Origin of the sequence: Paenibacillus sp. JGP012 (genome assembly GCF_014203995.1) — a bacterium.
GTDB classification, from domain to species: Bacteria; Bacillota; Bacilli; order Paenibacillales; family Paenibacillaceae; genus Paenibacillus; species Paenibacillus silvae.
Genome location: NZ_JACHKG010000001.1, coordinates 102,905 through 123,513, shown reverse-complemented (window position 1 = coordinate 123,513; position 20,609 = coordinate 102,905). Strand labels below are relative to the sequence as shown.

General features: G+C 42.4%; 22 protein-coding genes and 1 tRNA gene. 8 read left to right on the top strand and 15 right to left on the bottom strand.

Annotation, left to right across the window (positions count from 1 at the left end; translation table 11 throughout):
• Nucleotides 1-6 precede the first annotated feature (6 nt).
• Nucleotides 7-870, bottom strand: a complete 864-nt coding sequence (locus tag HNR77_RS00580) for a HamA C-terminal domain-containing protein (protein ID WP_184179670.1) — start codon at nucleotides 868-870, stop codon at nucleotides 7-9.
• 257 nt (nucleotides 871-1,127) lie between these two features.
• Between HNR77_RS00580 and radC the strand changes: the two genes are divergently transcribed.
• Nucleotides 1,128-1,739 (top strand): RadC family protein, encoded by a 612-nt coding sequence (gene radC / locus HNR77_RS00575; RefSeq protein WP_221443634.1) that lies wholly within the window; start codon nucleotides 1,128-1,130, stop codon nucleotides 1,737-1,739.
• A gap of 23 nt (nucleotides 1,740-1,762) precedes the next feature.
• Here the strand turns inward: radC and HNR77_RS00570 are convergent, their stop codons facing one another.
• Nucleotides 1,763-2,104: a helix-turn-helix domain-containing protein gene (locus HNR77_RS00570; protein ID WP_184179667.1), complete on the bottom strand. Its 342-nt coding sequence runs from the start codon at nucleotides 2,102-2,104 to the stop codon at nucleotides 1,763-1,765.
• 198 nt (nucleotides 2,105-2,302) lie between these two features.
• On the opposite strand from HNR77_RS00570, the gene HNR77_RS00565 reads away from it, so the two are divergent.
• The 5 genes from HNR77_RS00565 to HNR77_RS00545 all read left to right on the top strand — a co-directional run bounded on the left by HNR77_RS00565 (nucleotide 2,303) and on the right by HNR77_RS00545 (nucleotide 4,598).
• Nucleotides 2,303-3,091, top strand: coding sequence for a hypothetical protein (locus HNR77_RS00565; protein WP_184179664.1), 789 nt, complete (start codon nucleotides 2,303-2,305; stop codon nucleotides 3,089-3,091).
• Between the two features lie 15 nt (nucleotides 3,092-3,106).
• Complete coding sequence (locus HNR77_RS00560) at nucleotides 3,107-3,271, top strand: hypothetical protein (RefSeq protein ID WP_184179661.1); 165 nt, start codon at nucleotides 3,107-3,109, stop codon at nucleotides 3,269-3,271.
• A 23-nt stretch (nucleotides 3,272-3,294) separates the two neighbouring features.
• Nucleotides 3,295-4,122 (top strand): stalk domain-containing protein, encoded by an 828-nt coding sequence (locus tag HNR77_RS00555; protein WP_184179658.1) that lies wholly within the window; start codon nucleotides 3,295-3,297, stop codon nucleotides 4,120-4,122.
• A 128-nt stretch (nucleotides 4,123-4,250) separates the two neighbouring features.
• Nucleotides 4,251-4,433, top strand: coding sequence for a hypothetical protein (locus HNR77_RS00550; protein WP_184179655.1), 183 nt, complete (start codon nucleotides 4,251-4,253; stop codon nucleotides 4,431-4,433).
• Between the two features lie 21 nt (nucleotides 4,434-4,454).
• On the top strand, nucleotides 4,455-4,598 hold the full coding sequence (locus HNR77_RS00545) for a hypothetical protein (RefSeq protein ID WP_184179652.1): 144 nt from the start codon (nucleotides 4,455-4,457) through the stop codon (nucleotides 4,596-4,598).
• A 41-nt stretch (nucleotides 4,599-4,639) separates the two neighbouring features.
• Here HNR77_RS00545 and HNR77_RS00540 read toward each other — a convergent pair whose 3' ends face one another.
• Together HNR77_RS00540 and HNR77_RS00535 are read right to left on the bottom strand one after the other, a co-directional pair.
• Nucleotides 4,640-5,695 carry a hypothetical protein gene (locus HNR77_RS00540; protein ID WP_184179649.1) on the bottom strand — a complete coding sequence of 352 codons (1,056 nt, stop codon included), beginning with the start codon at nucleotides 5,693-5,695 and terminating at the stop codon, nucleotides 4,640-4,642.
• 239 nt (nucleotides 5,696-5,934) lie between these two features.
• Nucleotides 5,935-7,782, bottom strand: coding sequence for a hypothetical protein (locus tag HNR77_RS00535; RefSeq protein ID WP_184179645.1), 1,848 nt, complete (start codon nucleotides 7,780-7,782; stop codon nucleotides 5,935-5,937).
• A 311-nt stretch (nucleotides 7,783-8,093) separates the two neighbouring features.
• Between HNR77_RS00535 and HNR77_RS00530 the strand changes: the two genes are divergently transcribed.
• Complete coding sequence (locus tag HNR77_RS00530; protein WP_184179642.1) at nucleotides 8,094-9,224, top strand: site-specific integrase; 1,131 nt, start codon at nucleotides 8,094-8,096, stop codon at nucleotides 9,222-9,224.
• Nucleotides 9,225-9,423: 199 nt separating this feature from the next.
• On the opposite strand, the gene HNR77_RS00525 is transcribed toward HNR77_RS00530, so the two are convergent.
• Nucleotides 9,424-9,496, bottom strand: a tRNA-Ala gene (locus HNR77_RS00525).
• 191 nt (nucleotides 9,497-9,687) lie between these two features.
• The gene (gene nrdR / locus HNR77_RS00520; RefSeq protein WP_111273799.1) at nucleotides 9,688-10,155 is read right to left on the bottom strand and encodes a transcriptional regulator NrdR; all 468 of its coding nucleotides are present in this window, start codon (nucleotides 10,153-10,155) and stop codon (nucleotides 9,688-9,690) included.
• Nucleotides 10,156-10,270: 115 nt separating this feature from the next.
• Between nrdR and HNR77_RS00515 the strand changes: the two genes are divergently transcribed.
• A complete protein-coding gene (locus HNR77_RS00515; RefSeq protein WP_017689472.1) occupies nucleotides 10,271-10,492 on the top strand; it encodes an alpha/beta-type small acid-soluble spore protein in 222 nt (73 codons plus the stop codon).
• Nucleotides 10,493-10,589: 97 nt separating this feature from the next.
• Here HNR77_RS00515 and HNR77_RS00510 read toward each other — a convergent pair whose 3' ends face one another.
• The 9 genes from HNR77_RS00510 to HNR77_RS00470 form a co-directional block, all read right to left on the bottom strand.
• Nucleotides 10,590-11,153: a lytic transglycosylase domain-containing protein gene (locus HNR77_RS00510; RefSeq protein ID WP_184179639.1), complete on the bottom strand. Its 564-nt coding sequence runs from the start codon at nucleotides 11,151-11,153 to the stop codon at nucleotides 10,590-10,592.
• A complete protein-coding gene (gene coaE / locus HNR77_RS00505; protein WP_184179636.1) occupies nucleotides 11,150-11,746 on the bottom strand; it encodes a dephospho-CoA kinase in 597 nt (198 codons plus the stop codon). Before coaE ends, HNR77_RS00510 begins: the two co-directional genes overlap by 4 nt.
• A 53-nt stretch (nucleotides 11,747-11,799) precedes the next feature.
• Nucleotides 11,800-12,567, bottom strand: coding sequence for an MntP/YtaF family protein (locus HNR77_RS00500; protein ID WP_184180419.1), 768 nt, complete (start codon nucleotides 12,565-12,567; stop codon nucleotides 11,800-11,802).
• A gap of 135 nt (nucleotides 12,568-12,702) precedes the next feature.
• Complete coding sequence (gene mutM, locus HNR77_RS00495) at nucleotides 12,703-13,554, bottom strand: DNA-formamidopyrimidine glycosylase (protein WP_184179633.1); 852 nt, start codon at nucleotides 13,552-13,554, stop codon at nucleotides 12,703-12,705.
• A 60-nt stretch (nucleotides 13,555-13,614) separates the two neighbouring features.
• Nucleotides 13,615-16,269: a DNA polymerase I gene (polA, locus tag HNR77_RS00490; protein ID WP_184179629.1), complete on the bottom strand. Its 2,655-nt coding sequence runs from the start codon at nucleotides 16,267-16,269 to the stop codon at nucleotides 13,615-13,617.
• A 288-nt stretch (nucleotides 16,270-16,557) separates the two neighbouring features.
• Nucleotides 16,558-17,217: a phosphate signaling complex protein PhoU gene (phoU, locus tag HNR77_RS00485; protein ID WP_111273805.1), complete on the bottom strand. Its 660-nt coding sequence runs from the start codon at nucleotides 17,215-17,217 to the stop codon at nucleotides 16,558-16,560.
• Between the two features lie 64 nt (nucleotides 17,218-17,281).
• On the bottom strand, nucleotides 17,282-18,037 hold the full coding sequence (gene pstB / locus HNR77_RS00480; RefSeq protein WP_184179626.1) for a phosphate ABC transporter ATP-binding protein PstB: 756 nt from the start codon (nucleotides 18,035-18,037) through the stop codon (nucleotides 17,282-17,284).
• Nucleotides 18,038-18,253: 216 nt separating this feature from the next.
• Nucleotides 18,254-19,702: a methyl-accepting chemotaxis protein gene (locus HNR77_RS00475; protein ID WP_184179623.1), complete on the bottom strand. Its 1,449-nt coding sequence runs from the start codon at nucleotides 19,700-19,702 to the stop codon at nucleotides 18,254-18,256.
• Nucleotides 19,703-19,850: 148 nt separating this feature from the next.
• On the bottom strand, nucleotides 19,851-20,579 hold the full coding sequence (locus tag HNR77_RS00470; RefSeq protein WP_110893600.1) for a response regulator transcription factor: 729 nt from the start codon (nucleotides 20,577-20,579) through the stop codon (nucleotides 19,851-19,853).
• Nucleotides 20,580-20,609 lie beyond the last annotated feature (30 nt).

Genomic DNA, 20,609 nt, shown 5'->3' with positions numbered 1-20,609 from the left:
ATAAATTCATCTCATCACTTCCTCTAATTTCTCTAGCTCTGTTTTTATAAATGCAACCGATTCAAAAGGCATAATAATAAAAAGAACTTCAATATTAGGCTTTGACGATAATTCAAAATCTTCTATTTTTTTGTATTTCTTCAGAAACTCCCCTGTCATTTCTTCAATGAAAGTTTCACTTTCAATATCTTTGTGATTAGTAAGGACTTTACAATCATAAGTTAAAAGCACAGGAATTCTAATTTTAATCTTGTCCAAAGTCCCTCCGCTATTTAAAATATCATTAATCTTTTCATATTCCGGGTAGTTATCATTTAGCTCGATGTTAGAGGATAGAATGCTGATTTCGTCTCTTAGATAATCAATCTCACAATGTTCTTTTATAGACTCTATTGCATTTGAAATTGCTCCACTAAAACTTTGATGGAACTTCGCTTCCCCTAACCACAGATATACATCCTCATCCTCAATCGAAAAATGTGCACAGTCAAACCCCTTTATCTGGTCTTTAGTTGAACTTCTGAGCCTGACTTTAGTTACAAACTTTTCAGATGGAAAAAACACACTCAGTATTATATATAAAAGCAATTCTCCAAAATCACCCTTTTGATTTTTTTGAGCTTTTGATATTCTTTCCCAAGCCTTTCTTTGCATCTCGCCAAAATCATCGTCTTCTTTGTACTTTTTTATTTCTCTTTTCGTGAGCGCAAAATGAATTACGGATTCTCTTATTATTCTAACGATCTCACTTTGTCTATATTTACCATCTTCATAATTCAACGTCATCGCAGTTTTTTCAGTTTTCAAGTAATCGTGGGTGAGATCAAATTTGAATATAAGATTTCTCGCCCTTTTAGTTAATTGCTTCATTATTCCCTCCTACGTAGAATGAGTCATCACTTAAATTAAAATAGAATTAGTTTTATAGTTTAAAAAGCATGGTTCTTAAGTCATAATTTCGACATTAATTTACCTTTTCCTCCCAAACATGCGTTCCATATATTGTAATCACTATAAATTTAAATATATATTATTACCTTGATACCTATAATATTTGTATCCACCTAACTTTTTAAATAATACAAATTACCTAAACACTATTACACAAAAATATAGGAGGCTTGCCCTTGAAAAACATATCCTACAATGAAGAGCTAAAAAAGCTGATCTCAGTCTGCTTAAGTGTAAATCAAGACAGCATCCCAATTGAGCAGCTTTTTAAGCAATACCCAACTACAACGGCATTAATGAACATTTCAGAGCAACAGCTAGTTAACATCAAAGGAATCGGATTGAGTAAAGCTCGTCAATTGAATGCCATACTGAAACTTGCAAAGTTGTTAACACTACCAGTATCTGAACAAATTAGCATTCGATCTCCTAAAGACATATTCCATTTCCTCGAACCTGAGTTCAAATTCTTAAAAAAGGAACACTTTGTTTGCCTCTTCTTAAACACAAAAAATAAAGTAATCTGTAAAGAAGTCATCTCCATCGGCTCATTAAATGCCACCATAGTTCATCCAAGAGAAGTATTTCATGCTGCTATTAAGCATTGTAGTGCTTCTATTGTCTGTGCTCATAATCATCCCAGCGGAGACTCGACGCCCTCTCCAGAAGACGTAAATTTAACAAAACGACTTGTAGAAGCTGGCGAAACTATTGGGATAGACGTGCTGGATCACATAATTATTGGTCATAACAGCTATACCAGTCTACGAGAAAAAAATCTTATGTAAAAAAATAGAGAGTAAACTACTCCCTATTCCTTGGAATTCATCTTATCTAAACGTGTGAACATTAAATCTAAAACTTCATAAATCAGTTGTTGTTCGTCAGGTGAACGTTCTTGCATTAATTGTGTTACCTTATCCATGTAATAATGCCCGTTTTTCTCCAATGCATCTGATAACAGGTAGTCCACAGTTACACCTAAGCAGTTTGCTAACCTCACCAGCGTATCCAGTGTCAGCGATCTTTCCCCGCGCTCAATTTGTCCAATGTAAGCATGACTAACCTCTACTTTCTCAGCCAGCTTTTCTTGAGTTAAGTTCATCTTCAAACGTTCTTGCTTCAATCTGCTCCCCAACAACTCATAATTCATATCGATCTCCTCCATATATAACACTAGCCAATATGAAGCGAAGCATTAATATACTAATAGTTTCATTTTGTTTACTATTAGTTTCATTCAATATATAATTCAGATGTGGTTCAATTGTCTTAGGTCTGATAGTCATAATTTCAATGATACCCTCAAGACTAGGCCGAGCCTCAAAATTCAAATGAAGGAGTGTTAAGTTTGTTAGTTGTATTCACTTTACTTTTGCTTTTCTGTTTTGCATCCTTGATCACTGGCCTCATTAAACCAGGATTAGTTTTGAAATGGGGAGAAAAGAAAACTCGCGGCAAAGTTCTTGGTTATTACGGCTTAGGAATACTTCTAAGTCTTATCTTTCTAGGAATTTATTCGGATCAATCTGACACGAAAGAAACTGCAAATTCTTCAATTGATAAAACTAAGGAAGTCGCTCAATCTCAAACATCCCCAAACGATTCTCCTAAGAACGAACAACAAGCCGTGGGAGAAAATATTGAAGTAAGAACCTCTACACCACCAAAAGAAGGAACAGAAGCAGTGAGTATGTCTGAAGAAGAATCTTCTTTTAAACAGGAAAGCGGTGATTTGAACTGGAACAAAAGCGAGCCAGATGCTCTACTAAACGGAAACGTTCAGTTGGCTGTGGACATGGTAAAAGAAATGAATCCTCTAACAACTGGAGAGGCAGTATCCCCTATAGAGGTTGTTAAAAGTCCATGGAATTTCTATGGGAAAACACTGACCTTTATTGGAATTGTGCAAGATGTCACAGATTTTCCACCCGGAAGTGAAGACATCAGAACAGCGGATGTACTAATACAAACTACTGACGGAACCTTTGTAGAGTTTTTCAGCACAGTATCTAGCGGAGATATTCAAACAGGAAACGAGGTTACCTTAACAGGTTTCCCAACTGGACGTATGGAAGTCGATAATGCTCTTGGTGGTACATACACCCATCTAATTATGGTTACTAACAAACTTAAATAAAGGAGAAAACAAACAATGAAAACAATCGCTATTTTACTTCTAATCGTAGGTGTCGTAGGTATTGCTCTAGGAGGAATGATGTATGGGGATATTGGTATTGCAGCTATGATTGGTTCGTCCACAGCAGTCTTGTCAGGAATTGGATTTTTGCTTCAAGCCAAAAGCAAGAAAACAAACTAAACTATATTAAGGATGATAATCATATGTTAAAGAAATATATCACTATTCTAGGCGCTGTTGTAGTCCTTAATTTCATCTTGTTAGGAACCAGTGTAATCTCGGCTGCAACGGAAATTCCCAATAAGCGAATCATTTTAAAATTAAATGATGCTGGAATGTTTGTAGATGATGCTGAGTATTCAACCTATATTGATCCAGTCAAATATGCAGCTCCAACTTTGGTCAACAATAGAGTTCTCCTACCCATTAGTAATTTGATCAAAGAATTTGGAGGAAGCACCACCTGGAACGGATCAGAAAAGAAAGTAACCATAAACCTGCATTCAAAAAAAGTTGTGCTGATCCTTGATAGTCGTAAAGCTTTTGTAGACGGAGAACAAGTTGAGCTTGATGTTGCTCCTACTACACTAGACGGAAGAACCATGGTTCCACTACGCTTTGTTAGTGATAATTTAGGATTACAGCTTATATGGGATCAAAAAAACCAGATTATAGCTTTATATCAAGGTTACTTCGGAAATGTGCCTACAGAGTATAATGATTACTTTCTGCCAATAAACTCAGACGATAAGTCCAACACACTCCCACAAGAGAATGGTAAGCCCAAGGCAGATTCAAATAAGCCTGTCTCTAAACAAGGCGTTACTATTAAAATAGGGGATCGTGTCAAGTTAGGATTCTTTTACGGTGAAGTTCAAAAAATTAATAAAGGACGTATTCTTGTATATTGGGAAAGTAAAGATAATCTATGGGTAAAAGATGGTGATGTTGATTACTGGTCTATGATGGCTGGTATTAGGTATAAAGCTTCGAATTGGGTAGATGCTAGTAATTTGACTATTGATAAGTAAGATCGCTGCTGAAGTGGTTAGTTCATGGTAAAGGGGATGCTGTTAGTTGGCATCTCCTTTTTGTTGTATAACTCTATGAACTAGACCTCAACTTTCTCTGAATTCATGAAAGGAGGTGACAAGACTTTATGAGCAATACTTTTATCAATAACGTGACAACATTAGCATTTGCAGCAGCAGGCGCTCTCACTGGTGGTGGTGCTGGAGCAGCAATTGGAACAATGATCCTCCCTGGTGCGGGTACAGCCGTCGGTTACTTATTCGGAACCGGATTAGCAGGAATTAATTCCACTAGAAGAATTACTAAATAAATGTAGAGAGGATACGGAGACATGAATCGAAAATGGGACTTAGTCATAACTTCTGCCATTGATGCGGTAACCAAAACATTGGATAATCGTTTCGATGTTTTGAAGACTGCCAAAGAATTAAACGATAAGTATTCTGAAATAAAAGAAGCAACAAAGAAAGATTAATACAGTCTATTAATAGGGGATTGCTTGAAAAGCATCCCCTTTCAAAAATGTGAACTATCTATATATAGATGGTTGTAATACTCAGATATTCTCGAATTCAAATTTTTTAAAGAATTTAATTTCATGGATTCTGCAATTGTAACAGGATTTACTCCAATTCCATTAAGCAGATGAATATACTTATTGAAATCCTTTACAGCTAAATTTCCACTCTTTTTGTTACTTTGTATAAACACTTGTTTTGCATTGTGAACCGTCCCGTATTTAGCTATACCTTTTATAAACATTCTTGTTCTCGTCCTACTTAATGGTCCCGAAATTTTAGAATCAACTATTGATAATGCTTCATCTAATTTGTAATAATCTCCTGTTCCAATAACTTCATTATAATATTTTGTTATAAGATGACGGCTGTACTCTGCGTTTAAGAATTTATACAACTTCCCTGTACACTTTTTATATTGAACTTCTAAACGAAGTTTATTTTTTGCTTTAGAAATATCAACTTCTTCTTTTAATAAGCCTTCCTTTACCTTGTTAACTAGAGCAGTATAACGACAATAGAAATTCACAGTAATATTTTTAGAACTTAAATAGACATTGTGAGGAGATTCAAGATATTTAATTGTCAATATATTATCTTTCATAATTTCAGGTATATTACATTTTTTTAAAAGGAACATATAATTAAAAATATCTTCACCACTCAATAAAATGTCTATTGCAGCGTCAATCCTTTTAGTTTTCCATAGTAGCAAATCTGGCAAGCCAAACGGTTTGTTTATTACATTAAAATTCTTCCGTAAAGTTTCCAGATCTTTAATATGAAATGGATCAATATAATTACCTGGCTCGACTAACAGTCTTGGTCTCAGAAGAACCTCTACAGCTCTATAACCAACAGGTTTATAATGTCTTAATCTAATGGACTGTATACCTATAGAAGACAAACAATTGGTTACATGAGCATTACGATCATCGCGATCTCTATAGAGCTTCTTCCCACTTAATTCGTAACTTAATTTATTTAACTGATTAAAAAGATCATTGTACTCAACTCTGGTTAATTGATGGTATATATATATCGTATCAAACATATACATCGTATTCCCCTCTACTTATAAGAATTATGGGCACTAGAAGATACTAAGTAAGATAAGGGTATAGTTATCTTAGCATCCATTATTTTTGTGTTGATGAGTTAATGAAAAAAAATATATGTCTTGATAATTCAATAGTTAAGAAGATTTATAAGAGAAAAACCCGTAAAGACACTAATAAGATAGTGTCTTTACGGGTCACATATATTATGAAGCAGCTCACTGATAACACCGATTTAATAATCGTAATTTGAATAATCCTCTTCAATCTCACGTAATCTTTTTAAGTATGGTGAGTTCTCATTGATACTAACAATACTTTCTACAAGTTCAGGGATTGTTTCAGTTTTGAGTTGAATTGCCCGAGCCTTTAGTCCGTTTATAACTTTGGTTACTCCCTGTGGACCAGGCAAAATCATATTTGCTTCACGAAGAGCTTTCCCTAGCATCTTATTTGATATGAATTCATAGTTTCGTTCCTTCTGGGAAGTTATCCTCTCCGAAACCAAATCATATGCTATTTGCCAACTCAAACTAAGCGTGTTCTTCTCCAAATCTAATATCCCCATTGGTTCTGTTGTAAAGTAATATCCGTAAGGTCGATCTTTAATTTTTATAGGCATCTCCTCATCTTCAATAACTGATTTTAAAACTGACAAAAACTCTTCGGTTTCCGTATTTAGAATTACTTTGTTCTGTTCTTCAAGTAACTGTCTAAAATGTTTCTCCCCTGCGTTCTTAAATTCCGCAAATTGTTCAGGTGTAATAAATCCTTTTTGAAAACCGTAGGACAGATAAAAATTAAAAGAATTAATCAAATGAGCAATACTATCAATGTGGCGTTGGTGAGCCCGCATTGATAACTTACTTTTTATAGATTCTAAATCATCACTATATTTTTGAATAAAATTGTTATTCATTTCTGTACTAAGCCACTCTAAGTATCCAGCAATGCTAGTTGGGAGAAATGTTCTAGAGCTATAATATTTAAAATCAATAGCTCTACTGGAATCATAACTCTCTGATAACTTGCTATTAAAAACATTATCCATCTTAACTCTAACTAGCCTAGCAGATGAAGACTCATTTTTACTTTGATTTGCCAAAAATCTCTCCCCAGTAAACATAGCCATACCCTCAGGAATAAAAGAGAAATTTGTAGATACTTCTCTGTCCCCTATGGCCCTTATGATCTCCTCCACTTTCTCATCCATTCTGTAACTGGACTGAGTAGTTTTAGCAGTACCATAATCGTCATATATAGCAACACTATCTTTAGCGCCAATATTAGACTGAATGTCTTTTTTCATATCGTAAACATGAACAATTTTCGCATGGTAAAAAATTTGAGTAAAGAGTTTAGCAATAGATGTCTTTCCTGTACCAGATTGGCCATAAATCCATAAAGAAAAGTTTGGTGAAACTTTTGACTTCATTAGAGGTGTAGTAATCAAAGAAGTCAACAGAAAACCCAGTAAAGCATGGGTCAACTTCCCCTCAACAAAACTTAACATCTTTAAAGTCGTTACAAATGCTTCTTTTCTCGATAAGTTTTCATCGATTTCAATTAAACTATTTTTATCTGTTGTATAAACATTATTTAAGGGTCCGAATACCCCAGCACTATGCAAATAAAACCACTGAGAATCATAATAGTGCCATCCGGGATTATCATACTCAATTAAGCCTTTTGAGGAATCAAGAGTTGTTAGAATGAATCTTTGCAAGTGCATATATGCTGTTTTTCGAGGTAAGTTGAAAATACCAAAAGGGATATTCTTAGATATCCATTTATCATTACTAAATTCATTATACAGAACCTCAAATGATGTAAGTTTCTCTTTGATTCCACCTTGATTTATGAAACCTGTCATTTCAAATTTATATGGTCGAGGAGCGCCGTTATCAGATAATTTCATCACTTGTTTAGTTGGAATGACTGAAAAGTTAGCTACTACTTTCTTTTCCCCCTTTTCGGAAATGCAGAACTCACCAAACTCATTCAAAGCAAATTCATCTGTATCCTTCAACAAAGTGTTGAAACAATTAAGAACTTCTTCTTTATTCATATCATTTGAATTCATAAAAAACCTCCGAAATTTAATGACAATATGTAATAAACATCAATAATCCAACATTAAATCATATTATTTCAGATTATTATTAGGAAATAAACAAAAATCTAAATTCAATATTAGACCTTATTCGTATGTAAGACAACTTTAAATCTACATTATTTAAGAGAATATATCAGAAAGGAATAATAAAGAAGGTTAGTAGAATGATGTCGTAATTCTTCCAAAGTGAAAAAACACTAAAGAAGTAACAATCATTTAAAGCAGAGCAGGAGCTAGCCTCCTGCTCTTTTGCGTTCAAAAAATTGGAGGTATGAAAAATGCAGATGAAAGCTCACAAGGATGAAAAAACAGGAACATGGTACTTCGTAGTTAGTGCCGGAAAAGATGAAGACGGTAAACGAAGACAGATTAGAAGACGTGGCTTTAAAACCGAAAAAGAAGCACTAAGAGAATTGAGAAAAATTCTGCAGCAAGTTGATGAGAACACATATGTCAAAAAGAGTAATTTGAAATACGTGGACTTCCTCAAAAATGAATGGTTACCAAGTAAAGAAGTTACACTCAGATCAGTGACCTATAAAACATACAGATCCAACATTGTAAATCACATACAACCTTATTTTGAAAATCAGGAAATGGAGCGAATCACGGCTGCTGCAATAGAGAAGTTTTATGTACATTTATTGAAAGAGACTGGCCTTTCAGAACGTTCTATACAGGACATCCAAAAGCTCATTAAGAGTTCGTTCAAAACGGCAGTAAAACGAAAATATTTAGCATATAATCCAGCTGAAGATGCAGGAGCACCAAAAGTTCATCACAAGGAAATGAAAGTATGGAACCTCGACGATGTTAATAAGTTCTTGGAATCTGCAAAAGAAGACACTCTTTACATTGTGTTTCTGCTCGCTTTAACTACAGGAATGCGCCAATCTGAAATACTCGCGTTGCGATGGAAAGACATTGACTTTGATGAAAATGTCTTACGGGTTCGACAGACATTAAGTCACAATGGTAAAACTTTAATACAAGCTACGAAAACTAAATCAAGTGCAAGAGCGATCACTTTAGTCCCGCAATTGATACCTGAACTAAAAAAGCAACAAAGAATCAATATAAAAGAAAAGCTGGCAGCTAACTTTGACTATGAAGACCACGACTTGGTCATTTGTACAAGTTCAGGTAAACCAATTAATCCACGAAATTTACTCCGCAACTTTTATCGACTTATGTTTAAAGCAGATGTTCCTCAGATTCGTTTTCATGATCTTAGACACACTGTAGCCTCCCTCATGCTCGCTCAGAACATCAACCCTAAAATTGTAAAAGAAATCCTCGGACATTCAGACATCAGAGTAACGTTAGATACGTACTCTCATGTCTTACCTGTCGTTCATAAGCAGACCGCTTCGCAATATGGGGAAATGTTATTTGGGTCCCAGCAATAGCTCCACATCAACTGACTAAACGTATCGTAATTCTGGATGATATTATGCGCTACATTAGTGGCACTCAATCATAAAAATCATCAAAAATTTCTTCGTTGTGACCATTCGTGTGACCATGACGCTAAGAACAAAGCATTTCCACATAGCAAAAACCCGCCAAACACTCGGAAATCCTTGTGTTTAGCGGGTTCTTTAGTTATGGAGCCTAGGGGGATCGAACCCCTGACCTCATCGCTGCCAGCGATGCGCTCTCCCAGCTGAGCTAAGGCCCCGGGATATGAAATTCAAGCTTGTCCTGCTTATTTCAAAATCATTTTGCAGGCGACTCCTATATCATATAAAATCCCTTCGGGGCTGTCAATACCCCTTTTCAACCACCGAAATCATATGGAGAAGAACATTCATGTTACGGGCACATATCAAAATATAACCCCGGATTGCTCTTCTCCTTTTCCCCACTATACTAGTCCTCCAGCTCTTCTTTGGACAGCAGCGATTTCAGCTCTTTCATAAACATGTTGATGTCTTTGAACTGGCGGTATACGGACGCAAAGCGTACATAAGCCACTTCATCCACGGGAAACAGCTGCTCCATTAACAGCTCGCCAATCTGGCGGCTCTCGACTTCAGCTTCGGCTGTATTACGCAGTGACTTTTCCACTTCAGATACCATCATCTCCAGCGTCTCCACCGAGACAGGACGTTTCTCACAAGCACGAATCAGGCCACGCAAAATTTTGTCACGGCTGAACTCTTCCCTGCTGCCATCCTTTTTGATAACAATCAACGGTGTTTCCTCGATCATTTCGAAGGTCGTGAACCTTCTGGCACACTGCTCGCATTCGCGGCGGCGGCGGATGGATTTCGATTCATTGGCTGGTCTGGAATCCAGCACTTTCGTGCCCAGATAACCACAATAAGGACATTTCAAATTAGATCACTTCCCACGTTTTACTTTTTACCACATATTCCCTGATCCTGTTTTGTTATGAAAATCGTATTGGCGACACATAATACTTTTACCAACCGCGAGGAGGTGAACAGCAATGGCACAAAGCAACGGTAACTCCAACAACTTGGTAGTAACTAAAGCTTCCGCAGCTCTGGAGCAAATGAAATACGAAGTAGCTCAAGAACTCGGAATCAGCATCCCACAAGATGGATACCAAGGTAACATGACTTCTTACGAGAACGGTTCGATCGGTGGATACATCACGAAACGTCTGGTAACAATTGCAGAACAGCAATTGGCAGGTCAATACCAATAATATCTGCATCGTAATACGTTACAAAGAGGAGCATGGGGCGGCCGGTACATTACCGGTCTGCTCCGTGCTTCTGCTTATCCCATTTTCAGCAATCCCATCAGAACGTATCGTAGATCTTCACATACTGATTATAATAGTAAATAACCCGTTGTACATAGTGGCGTGTCTCGCCAAAAGGAATATCCTTTACCGTTTCAAGTTTGCCATCCCATACACCATTTTTCAACCAGCTGCTGACTTTACCAGGTCCGGCATTATATGCCGCAATCATTACGATTTCGTTGCCATGAAACTGATCCGACAGATTACGCAAGTACCATGTGCCAAGTTGGATATTACGTTCAGGCTCATGTTTAAGCTCGTCCAGCGACGTATTCGGAATTTTGGCTTGTTCCAGAATCCAGTTAGCCGTATCCGGCATAAGCTGCATCAGCCCGATGGCGCCGCGTTTGGATTCTTTGCTCGTTTTGAAATTGGTTTCCACCTTGATAATCGAAGCGATCAGAAACGGGTCCACCTCATAACTCTGGGATTGTGCCCGGATTTCTTCCTTATACTGGATCGGGTAGAACCACGCCATCCAATTGGTATTCAGAAATAATACAAGTACAAAGGAAATGAACATGATCAGCAGCACACGTTTTTTGCGTAATATCTTCATAGCAGACCCTTACGTGTTAAAAATACTTGAAGCTGCTTCTCCGTCTGAGCCCATGAACCGCTGTTATCAATAACGATGTTCGCTCGCTCTTTTTTGCGTTCAATATCCATCTGTGCCGCAATACGTGCTTCGGCATCAGCCTGAGTCATCTGGTCACGGCTCATTAATCGTTCCAGCTGCACCTCTCTAGGCACATACACCACCATGATTTCCTCAAAGCCGTCCTCGAGACCCGATTCATACAGTAGTGGAATATCTGACACAATCAGCTTGTCCGGATGCTGCATTTCGTATGCAGCGGCTCTCTCACGCATCTCCTTCCGTATGGCTGGATGTGTGATAGCCTCAAGTGCTTTACGTTCCTCAGGATGCTGAAACACAATACTTCCCAGCTTTTTCCGATCCAGTGTTCCGTCCGCATTCAGTATGGCTTGTCCAAACCGCTGAACAGCGGCAGCCAAAACGGGATGCCCGGGCATCATGACTTCCCGGGCGATAACGTCTGCATCGATGAGCAGCGCTCCCTTACTGGCGAGATAGGCGGAAACACTGCTTTTGCCTGTTGCGATTCCGCCAGTTAAGCCTATATTCATCGTTTCACCTCATAACAGCTTCATTATCATGCTTACAACAGCTGTTATCAACCTTATAACAGCTTGATCACGCCCATAATCATTAACAGCAGAGCCGGCAGAATTGCAAGCTTCTGCATCCAGCGCTGCGCTGCAAATCGCAAACCCACCTTCATGCCAAGCGACAGCAAAGCTCCGCTGAACACCGCAATGACCAGTGCAGTCCACAGCGTAGGAAACCCGAGTAACGCCGCGCCAAGACCTGCTCCGAATGCATCCAGTGACAAGGCGATCCCCAGCCACATCGCTTCCTGTGTCGAGATACTGCCCGAATTATCCATATCCGCCTTGGACGGGCTGCGCAAAATCTGTATGACCACTCCAAGCTTGCGCAGCTCAAGAGTAAATACCATTCGTTCCACTAATCCATCGGTTGGTGATGGCTGCATTTCCAGTGCCATCAATTGATGTCTGCCTTTGGAAGATGAGAATTGACCTCCATCTGTCGCGCTCTCCAGTAAGAGAGGCCCCTGTGTCACTTCATTCTCGGCTTCCTCCCGCTCCTTGCCACGACGGCGAATTAGCTGCAAGAGCGACCAGGCTCCAATCCCGATGAGAATAAATGCTCCCACAATGGACGCCACACCTGGTGACACGACATGAGATAATAACACCCCAACCTGCATAGACAGTGCGATAACCAATCCCGAACAAAGAGAAATAATAGCAATGGATAAGAGCGGAATTTTGGTCCTCCGAAGTCCATATGTAATTCCAACTCCAAAACCATCTAAACTCACCGCAAAAGCAAGCGCCAGTAATGAAATAAAATGATGCAGCACCCCGGATTCCTCCCCTGTGCGGTACGTGCCAACTGAAGATGCCAGTATGGGTATATGCCCGCTTATTTCTGCCATATCAGTATATGGAGGGAGGAATCCAAGGGTGCTATGATTTCATCATTTCGTTCATTCAGTTCAGGCCAGCGATGGATCTAAGAGCGGTAACGGCTGACAATTCGGGCAAAAGTGCGTTCCCCGACCGCCAACTACGCTTTTTTCAATCAACGTGCCGCAGGTTACACAAGGCTCTGCTTTGCGCCCGTAAATTTTCAGCTGATGCTGGAACATACCCATCTCGCCTTGTCCGTTTACATAGGATTTGATGGATGAGCCTCCAGCATTCACGGCATCTTGTAACGTAGCCACAATGGCTTCATGCAGCACCTTTAGCTGAGCTTCGCTTAACGTCCTGGCAATCGTCTCGGGATGAATACCTGCGCGGAAGAGAGCCTCGTCCACATAAATATTCCCGATGCCTACAACATATGCCTGATTGAGCAGAACTGCTTTGATTTTGGTTGTACGTTTCCCTACTGCATCACGGAACGCTTCAACGGTAAAAGCTTCATCAAGCGGCTCCAGACCCAGCTTCATCAGTGGTTTGGATACCAGTTCTTCACCTGAATTAAACAGATGCATCGTTCCAAACTGACGCACATCCTTGTAACGCAATTCAGTGCCGTCGTTAAAGTGAAAGATCACATGAGTATGCTTCTCCACCTCTTCGTGCTGATTGTACACACCGTACCGTCCCTCCATCCGCAGATGGGAGACCAGCACAAGCCTGTCCAGCAAAATACGCAAAAATTTACCCCGACGCTCTACGCCAATCACCGTGTGGCCCGCCAGTTCCAGTGCAAATGCATCTATATCGTCCGGCCGCTGAATAATCCGCGGCAAGCTAACGGTAACGTGATCAATGGTTTTGCCCACAATGAGCTGATTCAACGTTCTTCTGACTGTTTCGACTTCCGGCAATTCCGGCATGATGTTCTCACCTCCCTTATATTATAACGGAAGATGAGGCTCAGCGGGACCCCTTCTTGTCTATTTCGCCTCGTACCAGTTCTGTCCAAAGCTAACCTCCGCTTTTAGCGGCACCGACAGCTCCAATGCTTTCTCCATCACCGAAGGCACAAGCTCCTTCATCAGCTCCAGCTCCTCTGGCGGCACTTCGAATACCAGCTCATCGTGTACCTGAAGCAGCATGCGGCTCTGAAGCTTGCGTTCACGCAGCGCCTCATCCATCTGCACCATCGCTAGCTTGATAATATCGGCAGCCGTGCCCTGAATCGGTGTATTCATCGCCGTACGCTCTGCGAACGAGCGCAGATTGAAATTGCTTGCATTGATTTCCGGCAGGTAACGACGACGTTCCAGCATCGTTTTGACATATCCGTCCCGGCGTGCATCCTTCACAATGTCATCCATATATCGGCGTACACCCTGGAAAATTTCAAAATACTGATCAATAAACTGTGCCGCTTCCTTACGTGTAATGTGCAGATTCTGGGAAAGGCCGTAATCGCTGATGCCATATACGATGCCGAAGTTAACCGCCTTGGCGGAACGACGCATGTCGCTGTCCACATCCTCCGGCTTGACGCCGAATACATCGGAAGCTGTCTTGGTATGGATATCCATATCGTGTACAAAAGCTTCCTTGAGCCGCTCATCATCGGAAATATGAGCCAGCACACGCAGCTCAATCTGGGAATAGTCTGCGGCGAGAATAGACCAGCCCGGCTCGGACGGTACAAATACCTTCCGAATTTTGCGTCCTTCCTCCATGCGAATCGGAATGTTCTGCAGGTTCGGGAACTGACTGCTGAGCCGTCCTGTCGCTGCAATTGTCTGCCGATAGAACGTATGCACCTTGCCATCCCGGTCCGATATCTCTTTCAGCAAACCTTCAACATACGTAGACTGCAGCTTGGCAAGCTGACGATATTGCAAAATATGCTGCACCACATCATTATACGGGGCCAGCTTCTCCAGCACCTCGGCATCTGTCGAGTAGCCGGTTTTTGTTTTTTTCACAACAGGCAGCCCCAGCTTGTCAAACAAAATCTCACCCAGCTGTCTCGGTGAATTCAGATTAAATTCTGTTCCAGACAGCTTGTAGATTTCAGCCATCAGTTTACCGATCTGTTCTTCGAATTCACTCCCGAGAGCCTGCAGGTCCGCTGTATTGGCCTTGATTCCCTGCTTCTCCATATCCGCAAGAATGCGGGATAACGGCATTTCGAGCTCATGGAACAGCGACTTCATCTCATCGCTCTCCAGCGCCTGCTCCTGAAGCGGGATAATCGCAGCCAGCGCAGCCGCTTTCCGGCACAGGAAGTCGCTGAGTACATCCGCCTCCGGCACTTTGTACTTGGCGCCTTTGCCCATGACGGCGTCGTCTTCAACGAGTGATGGCAGTCCGTACTTGGACGTCAGGCCGCTAATCGTCTGATTCGACTCCGTTGGGTCAAGCAAATAAGCTGCAAGCTGCACATCAAACGCCGCACCGGCGAATTCAATGCCATGCGCATGCAAAGCCAGATCCACCCGATGCAGATCATACCCGCGCTTCGGCTGATCGCTATTTGCGAGCCATTCCCGTACAGGTGCTGCCACATCAGACTGAAGCAGTTCAGGAGAAAGGTATATGTACTTCTCCCCTGAGCCCACAGCAAGGCCGACCAGCTTTGCCTGATGGGGGTTATCGCCATGCGTTTCAACATGAAGCACATCGATCGAACCCAATGCATCAATCAGTTCAGCCAGGTTTTCCTCTGTTGCAATTGTGGATTCAACTTCAGCAGCGGGAACAGCTTCTTGCTCAGAGCTGATACTGCCGCTGAAGGACAAACGTTCCAGCAATGACTTAAACTCCAGCTTAGCCAAGGCAGGTCCCGCACTGGCTTCCTTGAGTCCATCAAACTGCATATCCTCCCACGTCTGCTCCAGCGGAACCTCACGGTGAATGGTCGCGAGCTGTTTGCTCATGCGAGCGTCCTCGGCGTGAGCTTCGATCTTTTCCTTCATCTTGCCCTTCAGCTCACCTGTACCGTTCAGCACCTCTTCCACCGAACCGAACTGATGCAGCAGCTTGAGCGCTGTTTTCTCCCCGACCCCAGGAATGCCCGGAATGTTATCGGAGGCGTCTCCCATCAAACCTTTCAGATCAATAATTTGCAGCGGCGTTAATCCGTAACGTTCCTTAATCTGAGCGGGGTCATACAGCTCAATCTCGGTAACCCCTTTACGTGTCAGCCCGATATGTACATGGTCAGAAGCGAGCTGCAGCATATCCTTGTCACCCGATACAACGAGCACCTGTCTGCCTGCATCGTCCGCGCGTTTGGTCAGTGTACCGATGATATCATCCGCTTCGTAACCTGCCAGCTCAAACTGTGCAATTCCGAGTCCTTGCAAAAGTTCTTTGAGCAAAGGAAATTGCTCTGACAGCTCCGGCGGGGTTTTCTCGCGCCCACCCTTGTACTCCTGATAACCCTCATGACGAAACGTCACTTTGCCTGCATCAAACGCCACCATCACATGTGTCGGTTTATGCTCCTCCAGCAGCCTTAACAGCATCGTTGTGAAGCCATACACCGCATTGGTATGCAACCCTTTCGAATTCGTCAGAGGAGGCATTGCAAAAAATGCCCGGTAAATAATGCTATTGCCATCTATAAGAATCAACTTGTCCATGCAGCACCTCACGTATCATATGGTCGAACCTTTTTATTGAAACTTCTTATTCACATTTTATATGGATTAAACCTTTTTTCCCAACCTTCTTTCATGATACCATACCTGCCACACACATCAAAAAAAGTTACACCCTTTCTCACCACATTTTTTTGCGCAAAAAAGAACCTCCTTCCCTGTCAGCCTGTGTACAGGCCAGCCGGAAGAAAGTTCTTTTCATTTCGATCATGTTTTCGATCTATAGTGTTAATTATCGATGGGTACAGCAGAACGCTGCCTCATTCGTAATTACTGATTCAAATCCGGGCGTTGACCCGTAACCAGATAGACAGTGCTCTCACCAATGTTGGTCGCATGGTCGCCAATCCGTTCAATGTATCGTCCAACCATAAGCAGCAGCATCGCCTGAGATGCCTGAGTCGGATGATCGGTCATTAACGTGTAGAGATCTCGAATCATGTTGCTGTACAGCTGATCAACCTGATCATCGGTTTGAGCCATTTTATAGGCCAGATCCGTATTCTCCTTCAGATAAGACTCAATCGACTCGTCCACCATCGACTTCACGACTTCAGCCATGCGCGGAATATCCACCAGCGGTTTGATCAATTCCTGACCCTCCATGCGAAGAGTTACTTTCGCTACGTCGAGGGCCAGATCTCCCATCCGCTCCAGATCGCTGGAGATTTTGAACGCTACGATAATGCGTCTCAGATCTTTGGCTACCGGCTGCTGTGTAATGATCAGCTTGGAGCCCAGCTCCATAATTTTGTCCTCAAGGGCATTCAGATTCGCATCATTTTTGATGATGACCTGAGCTTTCTCCGCATCCATCGTTTGTAAACTTTCAATTGCACCATCCAGTGCCTTTGCTACATGGTCACCCATTTGTTGAAGCAGAGTGCGCAGCTCTTCCAGCTCCTGATCAAATTCTTTTCTGCGAATCATAGGTTTCATGTCCTCCTTCTCAATCATCTCCGGGCAGGCCGGGGTCTTTTCTAATCAGCTCGCCTTAACCGAACCGGCCGGATATATAATCCTCGGTACGGGAATCTTGCGGTGTGGAGAATAGCGTCTCCGTATCAGCTGCCTCCACCACTTCACCATTCAGGAAAAACACCGTTTTGCCTGATACTCTCGCTGCCTGATGCATGTTATGTGTAACCATAACGATCGTATATTTATGATGCAGCTCTTTGACCAATTCCTCAATTTTCAATGTGGATATCGGGTCCAGTGCCGATGTTGCCTCATCCATCAGCAGCACATCCGGCTGCACAGCCAGTGCGCGTGCAATACATAGACGCTGCTGCTGTCCACCAGACAGGCTCATCGCTGATTTCTTGAGCACATCCTTTACTTCATCCCATAGTGCCGCATGCACCAGACTTTGCTCGACAAGCTCATCCAGTTCCTTCTTTTGAGTTACACCGTGCAGACGTGGTCCGTAGGCTACATTATCATAGATTGATTTGGGAAAAGGATTCGGCTGCTGAAATACCATACCCACCCGCTTGCGCAGCGTCTCCACTTCGATCTCGTTACTGTAAATATCCGAACCGTTCAGCATAACTTGTCCTTCCACACGAACACCCGGAATCATATCATTCATCCGGTTTAATGTGCGGAGCAAGGTGGATTTACCGCAGCCTGATGGCCCGATAAACGCCGTGACCGTTTTCTCCGGCAGGTCCATCGATATATTTTTAAGCGCATGATGCGTGTCATAATATAAATTAAGTCCATCAATGTGAATGAGGTCTTTCATGTATGTGTTCACTTCTCCTTCGCTCCAGGGATGGTCGTCAACCCTTTACGTTGAGACCGGCGTTCATGTTCTTATGAACCGGGTCGGTCATCTTTAATATCCTAACTTAATATTGTAAAAACAGTACCACCTTCATGTTAACGCAATGTAAAAACAACTGAAAAAGACCCAGGTTGCTCCTTGCCACCTAGGCCCCTTCTTCAGCAGAAAGCTCATTCACAGCTCTGCTTGCTCTGCAATCATGCTCTTCAGTTTCAGTTGAATATGCTCTGCCACTTGCCCCGCCTGGTCACCCTCATGAGCGATATTCTCTACGATACTGGATAGTGCATGCACGGCACCATTTAACTTGCCAAACACAGCGGCTCCTTCCTGCACATATACTGCACTGCCATCAATCTCGGCTCCATTGGCCTGAATAAGTGATACGGTCTGCTGAGTCAAGCTCTCGATGCCCAGAAGCAACGAAGACAGCTTCTCAGCGAATTCCCGCGTCTGCTTGGCAAGAGCTCTGACCTCTCCTGCAACGATCTGAAACCCTCGTCCGTACTCCCCGGCATGCGCCGCCTCGATGGATGCATTCAAAGCCAGCAGCCCGCTCTGATCAGCCAGCGTACGAATGGAACGCGCCATAACCGAGCCAGCCTTGATCGATTCAAGCATCTGACTGGCATGTTTCCCCTGGATGCCCATATGTTCATGAACCTGGCTATACGATGTTTCGACCTGCCGCAGGCGGCCTTCTCCCTCGCTGGACAAGGCAATCATCTGTCCTGCTTCCTGTACAGTCTGATTCGCTGCTTGCACCAGCCTCGTTACCGCCTCGTGAATCCGGGCAATCTCCCGTCCGCTCTCCGTCACCGTGCGTATACGGTCTGACGATGCTGCCTGCTGCAGCTTGCGGGAGAGCATCATCACATCACGCATCGTAAGCACACCAACCAGACGGCCCCGCTCCGTTACAAGCAGACAATCGTAAAAGTGCTCCTCATCTCGCCGCAATGCGGCATCAATAATGGCTGAAGGCTCCATATGTATATCTACAATAACCGGAGATGTATTCGCCGTATTAATAATCGGTTTGCGATAAAATAAATCTGCAGCAAACCGGCCATTCAGTAAACGATACAAGTTCTCCCGCATCATCAAACCTGTCGGCTTCAGCTGCTTATCACATAACACAATACACGGATGTTCACGGCCGTCATTCAGCATCGCTGCTGCTTCTCCGCATGTCGTGCTCTCCTGAGCTGTAGGTACCTGACGACAATATTCATATATGGATACGTTGTTCTCTTCTATAGCTCCGTTACTCTCTTCTATACAAACGTTATTCTCTTCCTGAAGAAGGGGGGTAATCCGTTGGTCGGATTTCATCTCAGGCCGGAGAGGCTCCTGCTCTACGTTTTGCGACACCTCTCTTGGTGTAACACGCTTTTGTTGTTTATACTTCTGCTGGTCATCTTGCTGTTGCTCATCTTGCTGTTGGTTATGCTTCAGATCATTATGCTTCAGATCGTTTTGCTGCCGGTCATTAACTTTTTGTTGGCTTTCAGGTTGTTGGTTTTCATATTGCTGATTATCTTTTTGTTCGTTCATTTTCTGTTCCTTATCCTGATGTGTTTCCTCCAGAACTTCGGGTCTTTCTTCTAAAAGTATGGGCATAATTGCGCATCTCCTTTACGTGTTAACTCTGCCCCAAGATATAGTTATAGGTACAAAGTATCACTTGGATGACTTCATGCTACTCCCTATTAATAAAGGAAATTCTTCCTTTATGTAAACGAAACGTAAAATAAAACTCCCCGATCATTTAGCTAGAATGATGGGGAGTTTTTCTTTTGACAACCAATTTATAGCCTACACCTCGGATGGAATCGATATGAACCGATTCAGGATCAAGTTCCAGCTTTTTACGTAATGAGCTGACGTGTACATCTACGGTTCGCTGGCCTCCGATATAATCAAAACCCCAGACTGCATTCATCAGATCATCCCGGGTCAGCACCACGCCAGGTTTTTTAGCAAGATATAATAGGACTTCGAACTCTTTCGGACGCAAGCTGATCGATTGTCCTCCCAAAGTCACTTCATACTTCAATGGATAAATCTCTAGTTCTCCAAGAATAATTCGTGAACCGTCTTTATCTTCAGGCTGCGGTAACTCGTCGCCATTCGAATAACGTCTGAGTACCGCATCTACACGTGCCAAAAGCTCGGATACACCAAAAGGTTTTGTAATGTAATCATCTGCACCCGATTTCAGCCCTTGCACAACCTCGGCTTCACCGTTCTTCGCTGTAAGAATGATGACTGGTGTACTTACTCCTTGAATCCGCAGCTTGTTCAGAATATCCAGACCGTTCATGCCCGGAAGCATCAAATCCAGTAGAATCAGATCGAAATCCTGCGACAAGGCCCGGTCATATCCTGCTGACCCATGATCCTCTGCCGTTACGTCATAACCCTCCTGTGTCAGGTTATACGTAAGCAATCTCGATAATGTCGGTTCATCTTCAATAACCAGCAAACGCTGCGCCATGATACCCCTTCTCTCTTCATAGGTTGTCTG

Excerpts from the sequence above, each read along its gene's own strand:
- HNR77_RS00570 (WP_184179667.1), bottom strand. The coding sequence starts at position 2,104 with ATGAATTATGAGTTGTTGGGGAGCAGATTGAAGCAAGAACGTTTGAAG.
- HNR77_RS00560 (WP_184179661.1), top strand. The coding sequence starts at position 3,107 with ATGAAAACAATCGCTATTTTACTTCTAATCGTAGGTGTCGTAGGTATT.
- HNR77_RS00580 (WP_184179670.1), bottom strand. The coding sequence starts at position 870 with ATGAAGCAATTAACTAAAAGGGCGAGAAATCTTATATTCAAATTTGAT.
- HNR77_RS00475 (WP_184179623.1), bottom strand. The coding sequence starts at position 19,702 with ATGCCCATACTTTTAGAAGAAAGACCCGAAGTTCTGGAGGAAACACAT.
- pstB (WP_184179626.1), bottom strand. The coding sequence starts at position 18,037 with ATGAAAGACCTCATTCACATTGATGGACTTAATTTATATTATGACACG.
- HNR77_RS00510 (WP_184179639.1), bottom strand. The coding sequence starts at position 11,153 with ATGAAGATATTACGCAAAAAACGTGTGCTGCTGATCATGTTCATTTCC.
- HNR77_RS00550 (WP_184179655.1), top strand. The coding sequence starts at position 4,251 with ATGAGCAATACTTTTATCAATAACGTGACAACATTAGCATTTGCAGCA.
- HNR77_RS00555 (WP_184179658.1), top strand. The coding sequence starts at position 3,295 with ATGTTAAAGAAATATATCACTATTCTAGGCGCTGTTGTAGTCCTTAAT.
- HNR77_RS00535 (WP_184179645.1), bottom strand. The coding sequence starts at position 7,782 with ATGAATTCAAATGATATGAATAAAGAAGAAGTTCTTAATTGTTTCAAC.
- phoU (WP_111273805.1), bottom strand. The coding sequence starts at position 17,217 with ATGATTCGCAGAAAAGAATTTGATCAGGAGCTGGAAGAGCTGCGCACT.
- coaE (WP_184179636.1), bottom strand. The coding sequence starts at position 11,746 with ATGAATATAGGCTTAACTGGCGGAATCGCAACAGGCAAAAGCAGTGTT.
- HNR77_RS00515 (WP_017689472.1), top strand. The coding sequence starts at position 10,271 with ATGGCACAAAGCAACGGTAACTCCAACAACTTGGTAGTAACTAAAGCT.
- HNR77_RS00530 (WP_184179642.1), top strand. The coding sequence starts at position 8,094 with ATGCAGATGAAAGCTCACAAGGATGAAAAAACAGGAACATGGTACTTC.
- HNR77_RS00470 (WP_110893600.1), bottom strand. The coding sequence starts at position 20,579 with ATGGCGCAGCGTTTGCTGGTTATTGAAGATGAACCGACATTATCGAGA.
- polA (WP_184179629.1), bottom strand. The coding sequence starts at position 16,269 with ATGGACAAGTTGATTCTTATAGATGGCAATAGCATTATTTACCGGGCA.
- HNR77_RS00545 (WP_184179652.1), top strand. The coding sequence starts at position 4,455 with ATGAATCGAAAATGGGACTTAGTCATAACTTCTGCCATTGATGCGGTA.
- mutM (WP_184179633.1), bottom strand. The coding sequence starts at position 13,554 with ATGCCGGAATTGCCGGAAGTCGAAACAGTCAGAAGAACGTTGAATCAG.
- HNR77_RS00540 (WP_184179649.1), bottom strand. The coding sequence starts at position 5,695 with ATGTTTGATACGATATATATATACCATCAATTAACCAGAGTTGAGTAC.